This is a genomic window from Eubacterium sp. SB2 (assembly GCF_001244405.1).
GTDB classification, from domain to species: Bacteria; Bacillota; Clostridia; order Lachnospirales; family Lachnospiraceae; genus Faecalicatena; species Faecalicatena contortus_B.
The window spans coordinates 208,249-223,344 of sequence record NZ_LN865152.1; the positions used below are offsets into that span (position 1 = coordinate 208,249).

The 15,096-nt window shown below is 46.8% G+C and carries 12 protein-coding genes; 1 reads left to right on the top strand and 11 read right to left on the bottom strand.

Annotated elements, in window-relative coordinates; all coding sequences use genetic code 11:
* Positions 1–21: 21 nt before the first annotated feature.
* From BN1938_RS08515 to BN1938_RS08565, 11 genes are all read right to left on the bottom strand, one after another.
* Complete coding sequence (locus BN1938_RS08515) at positions 22–894, bottom strand: alpha/beta hydrolase (protein ID WP_050640187.1); 873 nt, start codon at positions 892–894, stop codon at positions 22–24.
* A 15-nt stretch (positions 895–909) separates the two neighbouring features.
* Positions 910–2,601: an alpha-amylase family protein gene (locus BN1938_RS08520; RefSeq protein WP_050640188.1), complete on the bottom strand. Its 1,692-nt coding sequence runs from the start codon at positions 2,599–2,601 to the stop codon at positions 910–912.
* The gene (locus BN1938_RS08525; RefSeq protein ID WP_330581553.1) at positions 2,598–3,539 is read right to left on the bottom strand and encodes a nucleoside/nucleotide kinase family protein; all 942 of its coding nucleotides are present in this window, start codon (positions 3,537–3,539) and stop codon (positions 2,598–2,600) included. Before BN1938_RS08525 ends, BN1938_RS08520 begins: the two co-directional genes overlap by 4 nt.
* Positions 3,540–3,628: 89 nt before the next feature.
* Complete coding sequence (locus BN1938_RS08530) at positions 3,629–4,240, bottom strand: DUF624 domain-containing protein (protein WP_050640189.1); 612 nt, start codon at positions 4,238–4,240, stop codon at positions 3,629–3,631.
* A 108-nt stretch (positions 4,241–4,348) separates the two neighbouring features.
* The gene (locus tag BN1938_RS08535) at positions 4,349–5,230 is read right to left on the bottom strand and encodes a polysaccharide deacetylase family protein (RefSeq protein WP_050640190.1); all 882 of its coding nucleotides are present in this window, start codon (positions 5,228–5,230) and stop codon (positions 4,349–4,351) included.
* Between the two features lie 68 nt (positions 5,231–5,298).
* Positions 5,299–6,777, bottom strand: a complete 1,479-nt coding sequence (locus tag BN1938_RS08540; RefSeq protein ID WP_050640191.1) for a PHB depolymerase family esterase — start codon at positions 6,775–6,777, stop codon at positions 5,299–5,301.
* Between the two features lie 159 nt (positions 6,778–6,936).
* A complete protein-coding gene (locus BN1938_RS08545) occupies positions 6,937–7,797 on the bottom strand; it encodes an alpha/beta hydrolase (protein ID WP_050640192.1) in 861 nt (286 codons plus the stop codon).
* Between the two features lie 121 nt (positions 7,798–7,918).
* On the bottom strand, positions 7,919–9,274 hold the full coding sequence (locus BN1938_RS08550) for an MATE family efflux transporter (protein WP_050640193.1): 1,356 nt from the start codon (positions 9,272–9,274) through the stop codon (positions 7,919–7,921).
* The gene (locus tag BN1938_RS08555; RefSeq protein ID WP_050640194.1) at positions 9,271–10,791 is read right to left on the bottom strand and encodes a serine hydrolase domain-containing protein; all 1,521 of its coding nucleotides are present in this window, start codon (positions 10,789–10,791) and stop codon (positions 9,271–9,273) included. The genes BN1938_RS08550 and BN1938_RS08555 overlap by 4 nt, the downstream gene beginning before the upstream one ends.
* The gene (locus BN1938_RS08560; protein WP_050640195.1) at positions 10,778–11,980 is read right to left on the bottom strand and encodes an MFS transporter; all 1,203 of its coding nucleotides are present in this window, start codon (positions 11,978–11,980) and stop codon (positions 10,778–10,780) included. Before BN1938_RS08560 ends, BN1938_RS08555 begins: the two co-directional genes overlap by 14 nt.
* A 207-nt stretch (positions 11,981–12,187) precedes the next feature.
* Entirely contained in the window at positions 12,188–13,717 is a 1,530-nt protein-coding gene (locus BN1938_RS08565; protein WP_050640196.1) for an ABC transporter substrate-binding protein, read from the bottom strand.
* 421 nt (positions 13,718–14,138) lie between these two features.
* Between BN1938_RS08565 and BN1938_RS08570 the strand changes: the two genes are divergently transcribed.
* Positions 14,139–15,086, top strand: coding sequence for an ABC transporter permease (locus tag BN1938_RS08570; protein WP_050640197.1), 948 nt, complete (start codon positions 14,139–14,141; stop codon positions 15,084–15,086).
* Positions 15,087–15,096 lie beyond the last annotated feature (10 nt).

Sequence of the window (15,096 nt, forward strand, 5' to 3'; positions counted from 1 at the left end):
TCCTTTATCTGACTAAACAATTTACCGTTCAAACAAATAGGGCAGAAAATGATACAGATAGTGATACACCGCCTCATATGCATGCACCTCATCCTCCGCGAGCAGATAGTGGAAATTCCCCTTATGCAGGTCTTCATCCTCCACAAAAGTATCCGGATACCTCCTCATGGCGTTTACCTGGTTATTCAGCGCCTCAAATGCGATATCTTTTGTGCCGGTTGCAGTATAAATAAAGTATTCATCGGTGCCATACCCGGACCGGTCGGCATGTTCATGCAGTAAGGCGGCTGTTTCCTCCGGCTTCGTCAAACCGCCCTGCCCCTCAACTTCCCAGCAGTCCCCGCTAAGAGGCACGTAGTAGGCAAAATAATCCATATTCCTGGTAAACGCATACCACGTTGTCGCAGCGCCCATCGAAAACCCACAGAATCCCCGGTGCATCCTGGAAGCCCGAAAGGCCTCTTTGGTGATGTCGTCGGCATAGGTGTTGCATGACCCTTCAACCGCCGGCAGCAAATCCTCTAGTAATTCCGTCTGGAAGAATTGGACGTGACCGCGTTCCACCTCCCGCACCGGCTCTCCTATCCGGCCTGTTTTTTCCTTATAAAATGATGGAAAAACAACGATAAGAGGATCGATTTTCTTTGAATCAATCACGTAATCCAGCATATTTTTTATCTTGCAGCAGTCCAGCCATGCATCGGGATTGCCTCCCCCGCCGTGCATCACATAGAGGATATTGTACTTTTTGCTCCAATCCATTTCATCATAGCCATAGGGCAGATACAGATTCGCATATTTCTCCCTTGATTCCCCCTCTTGATTCGTGGTCAGATACTCGATCCGTTTTATGGTCCCTCTCCGATTTACATCATGGTATGTATACTTCTCCATAACTCTCCCGCCTCTCTATTCTTCCAGGATTTCCCCATTGGGGGCCGTTCCTTTTATTTCATAGGACATGTCCCACAGATCCGCCTTTAACACCGCGGTATAACCCGCTTTCTTCCACTCAAATGTCATGCAGCTTCCCTGTACGTCAACAGAGATCTCGGAATCAAAGGAAAAAGCCGGAAAACGGGTTCTGAAGCGCAGCATATCAAGCTGTTTCCTGACGACTTCCTTGTGCAGCGCCTGCTCCATCTGTTCGGTTGATAAATTGGTTCTGTTAATTTCCTTATGGCCGGCTGCACCGGCTTTCTTCACTGCCTCATGGTCGTTCTTCCCTGCAAACAGATCCAGGTACCAGATCTGTGGCTTACCGGGCATAAACAGCTGCAGCGCGCGGGCCATGAGCATTTTCCTGTCGTTTTCCCCTAATGCGCTGTAATAGGTGGAATTTACCTGATAATAAATATTTTTCTGCCCATGAAGGTCTTTTACCATTCCGCCTCTTGCAACTACAACGTCAATTAGCTTTTGAATGCGCTCCTCCGGAATCAGCCCTTTTAGATCCAACAGCGGTATTCCGTCATGGCATCCAAGCATATTTACTGTTTTTATCTTCTTTTGAATGATCTCATCCGCCCATGTTTTCAAGACTGTGCCGTCCGCATTCTCTAAGGCATCGATGATCAGGCCCGGCAGAAAGAAATCATAGGTCAAATATCCCTTTGAGGAAATCACTTCATAATTCTTTTCCCCATAGCTTGCATGAATCTCAGGCAAAAGTGACAGGCCATGTTTATCTGCCAATTCCTGCACTTTTTTTAAAACGTCCCAAGTGCCGGGTTCGTTTAAGAAGTTTTTCTCCCCCGGTTCCTTGGGGGCATAGGCAAACGCATCAAGCCTTATAATTTTTGCACCGTATCCGGATAGCTGTTTTAAGACCGCATCGTAAAAATCCCATACCAGCGGTGACTTGATATTTAAATCCATCTGGCCCAGATATTTCCTGTTGGATTCCATGTACTCCACAACCGCCTCCTTATATGGGGCGTACTTTCCAAATTCAATTTCTCCGGGCTTCTTTCCCGTCTCAAGACCTTCCTGAACCAGATGCACGATTTCGTCTGCCGCGTAATACTGCATGCCGGCTGCCTTCATAATATCCTGCGCATCTAAAGCAGGATACCTGACCTCCTGATAAAACGTGTTCCAATAAGGAACATTTTTCCCATCCGGAAAACGAACCATCAGAATCGGAAGGCCCGGCTTTCTAAAGAACATATTCTTTATGTATTCTTCCTTTGGCTGGATATAACCTTCCGGCGTCATCTCCCCATAACCATCCCAAAACTGGTTCCAGTCAATGAAGAAATCCCTGTAGCCTGAATTCTCTCCGTTTTTAAGAATATCCTGAAATTGTTCTGAAAGTACGGAGGCATGGTTTAGAATAAAGTCCAGCTTCAGGTCTACGCCCATCTGGCCAAGCTCTTCGAGATCCTCAAGTTTTGCGAGCTGATCGTTCAGGTCGTAACTGATCACAGAAAATCCCCTGTCCAGGTCCGTATGAAACAGACTTGGAAGAATATAAAAGGAACGAAATGTATCTTCAAATTCCGGTTTTCTTAAAATACCGATGATATCTGCCAGTGTCCCGCCCATGCTGTCCGGATAAGCATTCAGCATTGGGGCGTTATTTGTACTTATATTCTTCATCTTTCTCCTCCCCTCAATTCTTCATAGGTTATCAGACTTCCGGGTTTAGAAATGATGATTTTCGCCTTATGCGCCTGTGCGTCCAGCATCTGCTGTTCAATTTCCAAAACCCGCATAGTAAACGGACTGTCGGTCTTACCGTCCCTGTTTCTGCTGCGTCTGTGGGCGAGCGTTTCTTCCGGCGTACTGTTTAATAAAACAGGAATATCAACGCCCTCATAATAGTCACTGTTTCCGTGGGTCCATTCGATTACTAAGACATGGATTGCTCTGAAATCAACTTTTTCATACCACAAGTCGCACTCTGTTCTCCCCATTCTTTTGAGCCAGATATTTTCTGCGCCCATTTTAAACTGCCTTACAATCTCCGATATCTCGTCAAAATCTATCTCATGCTTTGTTCCAAGATACCCTTTCAATCCCAAAACTGCTCCGTCCAGATATGTCTTGAACCAAGGGTACTGATTGAGATATTCCTGATTCGCATCATCGTCTTTTTCCTGAAGACTGCGAAGCGCAGAATATACCTCCTCATCCAGCATATCTGCACTGGCCAGTGCCTTTACGCCCGACTGTCTGAAGATACGGAGCCTTTCCGCATCGTTATATTTTGGAATGCGCCTCGGATAATTATCTCCCGAAAGCGTATAACTCCCAATCCCCAGCTGATTCAAATACCAGGAAAGCAGCGATGCAATCTCTGATTTACCAACCCCGGAACCGCCGCAGACTGAGATAACCGCCTTACCGCTTTTACTGCTTTCAATGACATCCGGAAGTATTTTCAGCAGTTCTGCAAAAATGACTTTTGACTTTCTGATATGGTCCGGCCCAATGCATACCTGATCTCCGGGCATATCGCCGTGTGGAATGTCCGTTCCTGCTTCCGGAATGTTTCCGTTTTCTGCTTTTTTTAAAACCTCTATCATATGATCCATAATATCCTCCGTTCAACTATTTTCTTACCCATCCCGTGATGGGCAGCAAATTCACTGTAACCGTTCAGAAAGACCTGGACTGTTACAAACTACTCTTCAAATTTACTGAAAACCATAACAAGCAGATGGCTTTTTATGCTCAGTACCAACGCCCCTGCTATAAGCCAAATGAAAACCGCATACAGATACCATATAAAACATGCACAGATCACCGCGATATTGCACAGCACAAGAAGCAGGCTGACGCCAAACTTCCCGGTCCCGATCATCAGGGCACACTTTAAAACATGAAGTGTGCCGGCATTAAACCGGGCCAGCAAAGCAAATGAATACTCACCTATGATGGCAGCCATAAGCGTAACAACCACAATAACCGACAACAGTACATAGGAGAGCAGTCCCAGATCCAGGTGCCAGACGATATACCAGTCTGCCGCTAAAACAGCCGCCGCAGTCAGCAATATGAGTTCCAGCAGAATTCCCTGTTTCAGGTTCTCCTTAAATGATTTCAGAAAAGACTGCATCACATTCGGCGATTCCTTTCTGGCTATCTTCATGGCGGTATAATGCTTAGCTGTCATCGCCGGTCCGATCGTAACAATCGGAATCGAAAAAACGAGCGTAAATAAAAGTAACTGAAGATAATCAAAAAATGTATCCAACAGCTGCATTGCCTTATTGTCCGTGCTAAAAAATCCCATATGTTTCTCCTTTACCCAAATCATTTTCATATGCAATCGTATCTTCTACGTCTTTGAATGGCCTGTACAGCATATCCATAGTTCTATCCTGAACAGCTGCGGGTAAGCTTACATTTCCACCGGCGGAATCAGTATGGCCGTCTGTCCCGCCGGAACTTCAACAAAATCCTTTGTAAATGTCCCGCCCAGGCAGACACAGACTGAGGAAGGATTATATACCGTCTTTCCATCCACTGAAAATACCAGCCTCCGGTATGACTGTACATATTCCCTGATCTCGCCGTTTGACGCATACCACACGTCTTCGTGCCCGGCTATATTTTCAATAAAGTTTTCAATATGCCCCCAGTTATCATTCTGGTCGAATTCATAGCTGTGTCCCCACACATAGAACAGCTTTGCGGGAGTCAGAAGGTTAAAGTACATTCTATCGGATAAAAACGCCTCTGCCAGATCCCATATTTTATCATCGTCGTGATGGCAGGTCGGATTCCAGGTAAGAAAATTTTCAGGAATATCAAATTTATGAGTAGAATCTATCGTCCGTGCATATGTAATTCCCGAAGCTTCAAGAGCCTTTATCACCACTTCATCATAAGCGCCGAATGCATAGGCATAACCGGTCACTGTTTTTTGGTACAGGATCTCAAGTGCTTTTCTGCTTTCCAGTATCTCTTCTACGCACCTTGCAGTATCCATGCCTGTCAGACACTCATGATACTGGCCATGGGCCGCTGTCTCATGCCCCTTATAGAGTACTGCCGCTTCCTGTGCGTCCACCTTCACATGGGGCACTTCCTTTTTTCCTGCGGCAACTGTGCCCTTTCTTCCAAACAGGCCTGGATTCAGGTTAAACGTTGCCTTTACATGATATTGGTTGAACAATTCAACCAACCTTCTGTCCTGTGTGATTCCGTCGTCGTAGCTCAGTGTGAACGCCTTTCTTTTTCCCTGCGGGAATAACATTCTGTCATTTACTTGTAAACTCATCTCCGCTCTCCTTTCCTCCTGCTGTCCGTTTTATTGTAACATTCCAGGCTTGTCTGAACTGTTCCGGTTTAGTCCTTCAGCAGATCTCTGATCAGCCTTGCCATATTTACCGATAGCAGCGCGTAATGGTCTGTCGCATACATCACCTGGCTGCATACCGAAACGTGCTGGTTGAGGATATCTTTCCAGAACCATTCCGCCGAAATATACAGCATGCCGTACCTCTCAATGGGCTCACACAGCATAGTGCGTACCCGGTTATCAACTGTACAGCCCATGCAGCCCCTGGCAATCTGAATGATCCGGCCGTCTTTTAATGCCATTTCCGCCCGGCCGTTTTTTTCTACATAAGAAGCCCCCATGATTTCTGCAATAAATGATGCCGGAATCATGCAGTATTCTCCCCTTACTTTTGCCTTTCCCTGCAACCCGTGGTATTTTAATTTTTGCCACATCACAGACTTTGCGGGCATTTTCATCTTTTTCCCATGAACCCAGGCGTATGCACAGTCCGGTGCGGCTGCAAAGCAATACTCGTCCCCCTCTCTCTTACAGATCGGTTCCATATATTCGATTGTTCCATCTGCTTTTCTTTTTGAGCCGGAAAAGAGGTAGTCCCATACAAGCTCAGCCTCGTCAAATGTCTGTCCGTGATCCCGGTTCTTCACGTCGCGGAAGACATAATCCGCCTTCTTCCCCCTGTAAAACGCAAAATTATTTTCCCCTTCTATCTTTAGCTCCGGCAGTCCCACGCATTCATTGATTCTCAGCCAGTATTCTCTGTTTTTAGCCACCACGTCTTCCACAGTGTCTGTGCTGCCCGGCGGCGACTGGTCAAATTCCATTCTGGCCTGCCAGACTGTGAGCGGACCGGCATCATTGACCGGGCTGCCGTGTTCATCAAATAAAAGGCCTATGGTGCTCGGCCCCGCAGAACCCGCCATTGCCGCAAAGTGATCCCCATAATGTCTTGCCATCATCGCCGTCATTGCATTTCCAAGGGACATGCCCTGCATATAGATCCGTTCTTCATCAATATTGTATTTCTTTTTCATGATCTCCAGCAGCTCAAAGACCATCCTGACATCATTATTTCGGCTGATGTCATCCGGAAAATCATGCATGTAGATCCCTTCCTCATTGGGCGCGGACAGCTCTTCAAATAATCTTCTTTCACACTCGATCTGCCAGAATCTGCGCCGGTGCGCATTTGGGTAAACCACAATAAATCCCTCTCTGTCCGCCACGAGCGACCATGAAGTATAGATGCACTGTGCCCACCCCGTCATAATCCCGCCGTGCATGGAAAAAACCAGGGGCGTCTTCCTGGAAGGATCATAACTGTCCGGTACATATTCATACCAGGTATCATCCTCATCGTCGATCAGGCAGGCCTTCATTTCCTTAAGATTTGCCGGATAAACCTGGGAGTTGTTCCCATTCTCATTGACAACAATCTCGCTCTCCTTCAAGCGTTCCGGCAGATATTCACGATTGTCGTCATCCGGGATTCCCGCCAGAAGCTTTATTTTTGTCGTTACACTCATATTTAACCTTTTTCCTTTCCTATACTTTATTCCGCAGTTTACTGCGGATCCGCCCGCAGGGCATGAATTACGGGGTGCCCTTTGGGTATACCTTATTCTGCAGCTGTGCTGCAGACCTGCCCGCAGGGCATGTGTTACGGGATGCCCTTTGGGTATACCTTATTCTGCATAGATCGGCGCTTTCCGAAGCGGCAGCCATTCGTCCAGGGCCTTTTTCAGATAAGGATCCCAGAAATTCCAGTCGTGGGTATAGCCCGGCGCCTCCTCATAATGGAAGCTGACGCCCAGTTTAGCCAGGGCATCTCTGTCGCGCCTCACAACATCCCGGATAAAGTCATTTTCCCCCACAGCGATAAATATTTCCGGCAGTTCTGTCCCTTCTGCAAGGTGTCTTTTTACATATCCGCCCAGATCATACTCACTGTCTCTTAACCGGTCCGGGTCTCCGAAGGCGGCCTGCATTCTCCGCATTTCCAGCGTCCGCACCTGTTCAACAAATGCATCCGTATCCACGCTGCATCCAATCCCGCCCGACAGATCCACGCAGGCCCGGTACAAATCCGGGCGTTTTAACCCAAGTGCCAGGGAACCGTTCCCGCCCATGGCCAGCCCCACTGCGAAGTTATCTTCCCGTTTTGGAGAAGATGGAAACATCGTCTGAATGACCTTGGGAAGTTCCTCTGTCATAAAAGTAAAATATTTGTAGCCATACTGTGTATCCATAAAAAAACTGTCATTTACCTGCGCCGTTACCGTCATCACACAGTTTTCTTCCGCATATCTTTCTATATTTGATTTCCGTACCACACAGGTATCATCGTCTCCGCCTCCGTGGAGCAGGTAAACGGTCTGCAGTTTCATGCCCTCCCGGTATTCCCACCGCCGCCTGGCAGCCACACCTTCTTCCCGTTTCGGTTCAGTGAGAGGGTAATAGGTCATATTTTCCGATGGAAATGTGACCGTAACATTCGTGTGCAGGCTTAAAATCTCTGATCGAAAGCTAAATCTCAATAATCCCATAATCTCTCCTTTACTGCGTCCTTAGTTGCAAACGGATCGTTACAGTTCACACATGGCCTATCACCACGCTGATAGGCCATGCTCAACAACGGATCCCTTTACGGAACCTTTGCCGGCTGATTTACCTGGCGCTAATATTTTTAATCCATTTTCCTCCGCGCAGCCTGTAAAAACATAATATGCATTTTAATATTTCATCGATCCTCAGCGCACAGTAGGTCCAGAATGCAGGCGCTTTGAATACAACTCCCACAACGTATCCCAGAGGCACGCTGGCCGCCCATAAGAAAATAATGTCTGCCACCATAAGGAACCTTGTGTCCCCGCCGCCTCTTAAGACTCCTTTTGTAAGAATGCTGTTAATGGATCTGAAGAAGACAATAAACGCAATCGCCCACATTAACTGACGGGCAATCATTTCTGTTGCCTTTGTAATGTTATAGCAGGAAATAATCGGCCCGGAGACAAGCAGTATCACGACTCCGGCCACCACTCCCACTACAATGCCAAGCCCGACAAATGCATCGGCCTCTTCCCTTGCCCTTTTTGCATCGCCACTGCCCAGAGTATGCCCTACTACGATGCTGCTGGACTGTGCCACTCCCTGTGTCAGGACGCTGCTCATCTGCTGGATCACCGCCGTGATGGAAAATGCCGCTACAAACTGGGATCCGATGCGCCCGGTGATCATCGCTATGACGTTATTGCCAAATCCCTGTAATGTATCACTGATCATGACAGGAAGCGCAACTTTCATGAATTCTTTATTTAAATGTTTACTTCTAAGCAGAATATCTTTCAATTTATATTGGATTGACTTGTCGGCCAGAAGAAGGTACCCGAAGGTAATCCCAAATTCCAGTATTCTGGCAAGCAGTGTTCCCAAAGCGGCTCCCACAACCCCCATTGCCGGAAATCCCAGTTTGCCGAAAATGAAGATATAATTAAAACCGACATTTGCAAAAAATGCCAGGATAGCCGTATACAGCGGGATCTTCACCTGTCCCACACTTCGCAGTATGTTTGAGCCGATCAGCGAAAGCCCGCAGAATAGGTAGCAGTATGCCGAATACCCAAAATATCTGATACCTTCCGATATTACCTCTGCATCCGCTATATATGTGCGCATAATCGCGCCCGGGAAAAACAAGGTTGCAAACGTAAAGAGCAATGAAATAACCAGGGCAAACTTCAGCGCAATGGATATTGTCGTTTTCAGCGCATTTTTATCCTGCATCCCCCAGAATCTTGCAACAAGGATAGACGCTCCCTGCCCGAGCCCCATGCATGCAAATGTGAAAATATTGATAAACTGGTTCGCGAGGGATACCGCCGACAGCGCATTTTCCCCCAGGGTGCCTACCATAATATTGTCCATCATATTCACACCGATCGTAATCAGGCACTGCAGGGTGATCGGCACCGCAAGCTTTACTGTTTTACTATAGAAGCTCTTATCCGATGTAAACAATTTCATGGCTTTACACCCCTGGCTTCCCCTTTGTATACCAGCCAATTGTCTTCCTGGTTTAACCGGTTTTTCATGGCGGTAATTTTTACCGTTTCGTTTTGTTTTTCAAACCTCATGATGGTCAGTGCCCAGCTGCTCATCCAATGTATGGTGATCTCCAGGGTATATCCGTTGATGTACCGCGCCGTGGCGCAGTATGCCGTAAGATCGGGAAATACATTGTCTGTGTTCCTCAGTACGAGCTTCCCGTCAAATCCCGCTTCGAACCTGGCATAACCGTTTACCTCCAATATACAGCGGTCTGCTTTCATTTCCAGCGTAAATTCTTCCATCTCACCTTTTCTGTCTTTTGCTCTGTATAATGCAAACATATCAGTGCCTCCCGGAGGCGCAAGCCCCAGCCAGGGTGTTGGATTTCCTTCTGTCACTTTATACTTGCCACTGAAATCAAGATCCGGGGTTATGTCATTCGGTCTGTCCGGCATAAACTCCATATTTTTTTCGATTTCCAATAACCGGTTATATTCCTCTTCATTTTCTTCTAAAGGCTCATCTGCGATCTTCAGAAGAAGTTCTTCGTAAATGACATCCAATGTGCGCTGCGGCCCGTATGGCGCTATGGCTCCCTCATGGACTACCACTGCGACCCGCTTCTTAGGCCACACGATTCCATACTGCCCCTGTGCTCCGTCAAACCTGTACACACCGGGTATGCTGCAGGCCCAGAGCTGATAGCCGTATCCACATTTTCCGTCCTTTTGTTCCGGTGCGTATTCATTCTCAATCTGAACGGAGAGGGCCTCTTTTATGTAATCGGGGTCGACCAGCTGCCTGCCGTTCCAGCTGCCTCCGTTCATATACAGAAGCGCCAGCCTTAAGTTGTCTTCCGTCGTGGAAAATGTAGCCGGTTCGGCATCCAGGCCGTTCGGCCACTTCAGCCACACGAACCGTTCCCCGTTGATTCCGATCTCATCAAACAGCCTTGGGGTAAGGTATTCCTTTAAATTCTGCCCCGTTTTCTTTTTGATCACTGCAGATAACATGCAGGCGCCGGACGTGTTATACATAAATCTTGTTCCCGGCTTATATTTCATAGGAGTCCGAAAATAGTCCCCGATCCAGTCTTCCCCGATTTCCGGATGGCGTGCATGCCCGTTGGTCATGGTAAGGACATCCCTGATTCTGATCTCTTTCATTAATTCTGAAACTTCAATATTTCTCTCTTTTATTTCTTCTGCAAAGATATCTGTCATTTTTTCTTCTAACGACAGCTTGTGTTCCATAAGCGCAATTCCGACCGCCGTTCCCGTATAGGTTTTCCCAAGAGAGTTATTGCCGTGGACCAGGTCTTTGCTATATGGCGCCCAAAAACATTCTGCAAATACTTTCCCATCCCTGGCAGCCATAAATCCATGCATACTTGCCCATTCATTCGTGAGCTTTTCCAGGCACCGCCTTACCTGACTGCTTTCAATCCCTGCATTTTCCGGCGATATTCTTTCCAATTCATCATGATTCGGCATAATTTTCTCCTTTCTTCGACCTTTGATTCATACGCGGCGACGTTTTCCTTACCGTGAACAGGAAAAATACAAGCGCTCCCAGCAGCAAGAAACCGCAGATATCAAATATAGCGGTAAATCCCGCTGTCCCCGCAAACATTTGTACTACACATCCGCCGATCATCGGACCAACGCCCTGACAGATATCTCCCCCCAGATAATATGTACTCGTGGCAACCCCGCTTTTTTCGGTTCCTACCGTATGAATGCAGCCTGCCTGGAGAGACGGCTGTGCCGCGCCCTGTCCCAGTGACCTGACGGCCCCGGTCACCAAAATCAGCAGCAGCGTCCTGCTTCTTCCCAGCATAAACATAGCCGATGCCGTAAGCAGCAGGCCCGGCAGAACTGTAATGGCAATCCCCTTTTTATCCATCAGTTTGCCTGAAAACGGCCGGATAATAAACAGGACAATTGCACACACCGTAAAATAGATGCTGATTCCCTTCACTCCGATCTCATCCGCATATAAGACTAAATACGATGCAACGATCCCGTTCGTAAACGAAAAGGTCCCCGCAACCAGCGTAAATGGAAGCGCCTTCACCGCAATAATATCGCTGAACCCGATCTTTTTCTTTTCCACTGCAGGCTTCTTCTCCTCATGGAAAAAGCATAAGATAACATACGCTATGACGGTCAATATTGCAGAAACCAAAAATGTGGCTTTCATTCCAACAATATCCGCTATCGTAATTCCGATACCCGGAGCCACTGCGGAGCCGACTACCATGCCCAACCCCAGATAACCGATCCCTTCCCCCATTTTGGTCTTGGGAATATAACGGGAGGCCAGAGAAATCTGGCAGGTTCCGGATAACGCGAAGCCGATTCCATTGATAATCCGAAATCCGACCAAAAGGGGAATCTGCGTTGTCAGCGTAAAACCGAGCAGTCCAATCCCCATGAGCACATTGCTCCATTTTAAAAGCGTCACATTACTCAACCGGTCCGCCATGATTCCGCTGAAGGGCCGGCAGCACAGTGAAGTCAGAGAAAACAGTCCTACGATAAACCCTGCGATGGCCACCGTAGTCCCTATATTCACAAGATATTTGGACAGAATTGTGGCTGTCATATAAAATGAGAAAGCGTTTAATGTGTTGACAAGAAGTACTGAGATATAATGTTTATTCCACAATCTTTCATTCATTATTTTATTTCCTTTATATTGTTAATAATTATGGAGTTTCGCAAGCGAAACTCGCACCTGCGACGGCCGCATCGCGGCATCTGCCTTTTACGCCGCAGTGCGCATCCCCCGGAGGGCTTACTGTTTAGCGCGCAAGTAAGGAACACTTGTCTGTTAAACAATAAGAGAGGGCAACGCCCTCTCTTGCTAGTATTTACAACGGCTGACTTATTGTTCCGCGAGCCATGCATCAAGCTGCGCCTGTTTCTCTGCGATGATCTCATCGATTCCGGCATTTTTAAGATCTGCCTGGAATTTCGGAAGTGTGGATTCGATATCCACCTCTCCGTACATCAGCGGCGTATAGTACTGCGCCACAACATTTGCACAGGCCGTCATCTGATCCGCAACCTTTGTGGAATCAAATGTAAACCCTAATGCCAGAGACTTATCACAGGTTTTATTCTTTTCCAGCATCTGATCGTAAATATCTTCCGGTTCGTAGTACCATGTCTTGCAGAGCATTACGTTCGGCCAGTATGCCATAGATGCCGCTGCCCAGCCAAGGTCTGACATGCCGCTCTTGCCCTCCGGATATACCATCTGTCCGTCTTCATTCAGTTCATAATCAAGTCCCTCGATACCATTTGCAGCCAGCTGTGCCGCTTCCGGATCGGTATATAACACTTTCAGTATCCTCATAGCCGCTTCCGGTTCTTTACAGAAGGAACTGATATGCCACATATAGGTTGTTGCATCACTTGTCGTAGAAAGTGCGTCTGTCACCTTTGTCCCCTCTAATTCGAGGTTATTCTGTGCAATCGTTGCTTCCATAGATACCTCTGCATCCCAACCGTACCCGGTCGTTCCGTTTGCCACGCCCATCAGAAGGTTCATCAGGGACGCATTGCTGTTGCTGAGCGGATCCGGGCTGAATACACCTGCTTCCTTCCACTCTTTAACATGTCCCAGCCAATTTTTAAAGTATTCGGATTCATAGAAATTCTCAACCTTTGTGCTTTCTGTCGGATTCGTCAGGACTCCCAGGTAATTTGTGTCGCCCAGGTAGTCAATGCTCTTTGGAACCCAGTAAGCCTCCGTTGACCCCGGGATGTAATAGCTGTCCGGATTCGCCGCTTTAATCTGCAGGATAGCGTCAGACATGCTGTCAATATCCGTTACCTTACTCCAGTCTACCTTTGCTTTCTGAGCATCTTCTGTTCTGGCATAGTAAAGATTTTCGGTGCAGTAGGAATACATACATGGAATGCCGTACTGTTTTCCGTTAACCTCGCCGCATTTTAAGTACTGTTCCATTCCATCCGCAAATAAATCTGTAATTTCACTTCCTTCGGATTCCAGCAGGCCGTCAAGCTCCATAACTTGTCCGTTGGCCACGAGATTGGAAACCGATGTGTACCAGAAGGAGTTAAATAAATCCAGTGAATCATCTCCGCCGCCTGTCAGCATCAGGTTCAGCTGTGTTGCCCAGTTACCGAATTCAATCCCCACCAGATCCACCTCTGCATGGGCCTTCTCTCTTAAAATCTTATTCAGTTCCTCTTCAATCGCTTCTTCATCCGGTGATGGGAATACAACGGAATATGCCATTTTGATTACAGGATAGTCTTCGTCTGCCGCCTGACCCTCTGTTGCTTTCTGCTTGTCGTCCGCCTTCTTTTCCGATGAGCTGCACCCCGTAAACAGAGCCGCCGCCATGCTGAGTGCAAGCAGGCTGGCAATTATTCTTTTCTTCATAAACTCTTCCTCCTTTTCGTGGATCTCTTCTTCATTTATAGCCTTTGCGCTTTGGCCTTTCGTTGTCTTGCATGGACATCATACCAAATCCGAATGTTGCTCTTCTATCATTTTTTTGTCCTAAAACATCAATTTTTTAATATCCCGCACTATTTTTTTTACATTTTCGTCACCTTTATATACTATTTATTTTTTAAAATCAGAATTTTGACAGTTTGAATCCGTTTTTTGATAGAATTTTGTGCACCTTTCCACTACATTTATAAGTAAGACGCCAGATGCTCCGCCGCAAACAGCTTCAGATTTGCAGCACACCACACGGCAGAGCGTTTGGCCCTTCGGCATCTGCCAGTTGGACATACATACCAGTCTGGCTCGCTGCCTACGGGAATAAAGGAATGTAAAAATCAAGGAGGTTCTTATGAAACAAGAAAAATTGAAAGTCAAGAAAAAGGGAATGTCAAGGCGCCGGATGAAAAGATATATCCCGCTTTATCTCATGATACTGCCAGGTCTGATTTACTTAATTATTAATAACTATATGCCAATGGCCGGACTTGCACTGGCATTTAAAAAGGTCAATTATTCCATCGGCCTTTTCCAGAGTCCATGGTGCGGACTGGATAACTTCAAGTTCTTATTCAGTACCAATGATGCATTTATCTTTTTCAGGAATACAATCCTCTATAATCTGGGATTCATCTTCTTAGGAAATGCGCTTGGTGTATTTGTAGCTATCTGCCTGGATTCCATTTATAACAAGTTTTTCAAAAAATTCAGCCAGGTGATCATACTGATCCCCTACCTGCTTTCGACAGTCATCATCAGTTATATCGTATTTGCATTTTTAAGCGGCAATAATGGTTTCATGAACCTTACGATTTTACCAATGCTGGGGATCGATCCGGTAAGTTGGTATAATGAGTCGCAATACTGGCCTTATATTCTGATGCTCGTTTACCTGTGGATGACGTTTGGATACAGTTCTATCCTTTACTATTCCACATTAATCGGAATTGATAAGTCCTATTACGAAGCTGCCGCAGTAGACGGTGCAGGTGTCTGGGCTCAGATCCGCCATATTACACTGCCGGCCCTGAAGCCAACGATTATTACACTGGTTCTTCTTGCCATTGGAAGGATCTGCTACTCAGACTTTGGCTTGTTCTATCAGATCCCGATGAACAGCGGCCTTCTTTACTCAACGACGCAGACCATTGATACATATGTATACCGTGCCCTGTTAGAACTGAACGATATCGGCCGTTCCACAGCCGGCGGTTTCCTGCAGTCCATACTTGGCTTTATCTGCGTATTTACCGCGAATGCAGTCGTAACTAAAGTAGACAAAGACAGCAGCTTATTCTAAATACAGGAGG

What these genes read in the sequence shown, in the direction of transcription:
- BN1938_RS08570 (WP_050640197.1), top strand. Translation starts at nt 14,139, where the DNA reads ATGAAACAAGAAAAATTGAAAGTCAAGAAAAAGGGAATGTCAAGGCGC.
- BN1938_RS08550 (WP_050640193.1), bottom strand. Translation starts at nt 9,274, where the DNA reads ATGAAATTGTTTACATCGGATAAGAGCTTCTATAGTAAAACAGTAAAG.
- BN1938_RS08515 (WP_050640187.1), bottom strand. Translation starts at nt 894, where the DNA reads ATGGAGAAGTATACATACCATGATGTAAATCGGAGAGGGACCATAAAA.
- BN1938_RS08540 (WP_050640191.1), bottom strand. Translation starts at nt 6,777, where the DNA reads ATGAGTGTAACGACAAAAATAAAGCTTCTGGCGGGAATCCCGGATGAC.
- BN1938_RS08520 (WP_050640188.1), bottom strand. Translation starts at nt 2,601, where the DNA reads ATGAAGAATATAAGTACAAATAACGCCCCAATGCTGAATGCTTATCCG.
- BN1938_RS08560 (WP_050640195.1), bottom strand. Translation starts at nt 11,980, where the DNA reads ATGAATGAAAGATTGTGGAATAAACATTATATCTCAGTACTTCTTGTC.
- BN1938_RS08565 (WP_050640196.1), bottom strand. Translation starts at nt 13,717, where the DNA reads ATGAAGAAAAGAATAATTGCCAGCCTGCTTGCACTCAGCATGGCGGCG.
- BN1938_RS08535 (WP_050640190.1), bottom strand. Translation starts at nt 5,230, where the DNA reads ATGAGTTTACAAGTAAATGACAGAATGTTATTCCCGCAGGGAAAAAGA.
- BN1938_RS08530 (WP_050640189.1), bottom strand. Translation starts at nt 4,240, where the DNA reads ATGGGATTTTTTAGCACGGACAATAAGGCAATGCAGCTGTTGGATACA.
- BN1938_RS08555 (WP_050640194.1), bottom strand. Translation starts at nt 10,791, where the DNA reads ATGCCGAATCATGATGAATTGGAAAGAATATCGCCGGAAAATGCAGGG.
- BN1938_RS08545 (WP_050640192.1), bottom strand. Translation starts at nt 7,797, where the DNA reads ATGGGATTATTGAGATTTAGCTTTCGATCAGAGATTTTAAGCCTGCAC.
- BN1938_RS08525 (WP_330581553.1), bottom strand. Translation starts at nt 3,539, where the DNA reads ATGGATCATATGATAGAGGTTTTAAAAAAAGCAGAAAACGGAAACATT.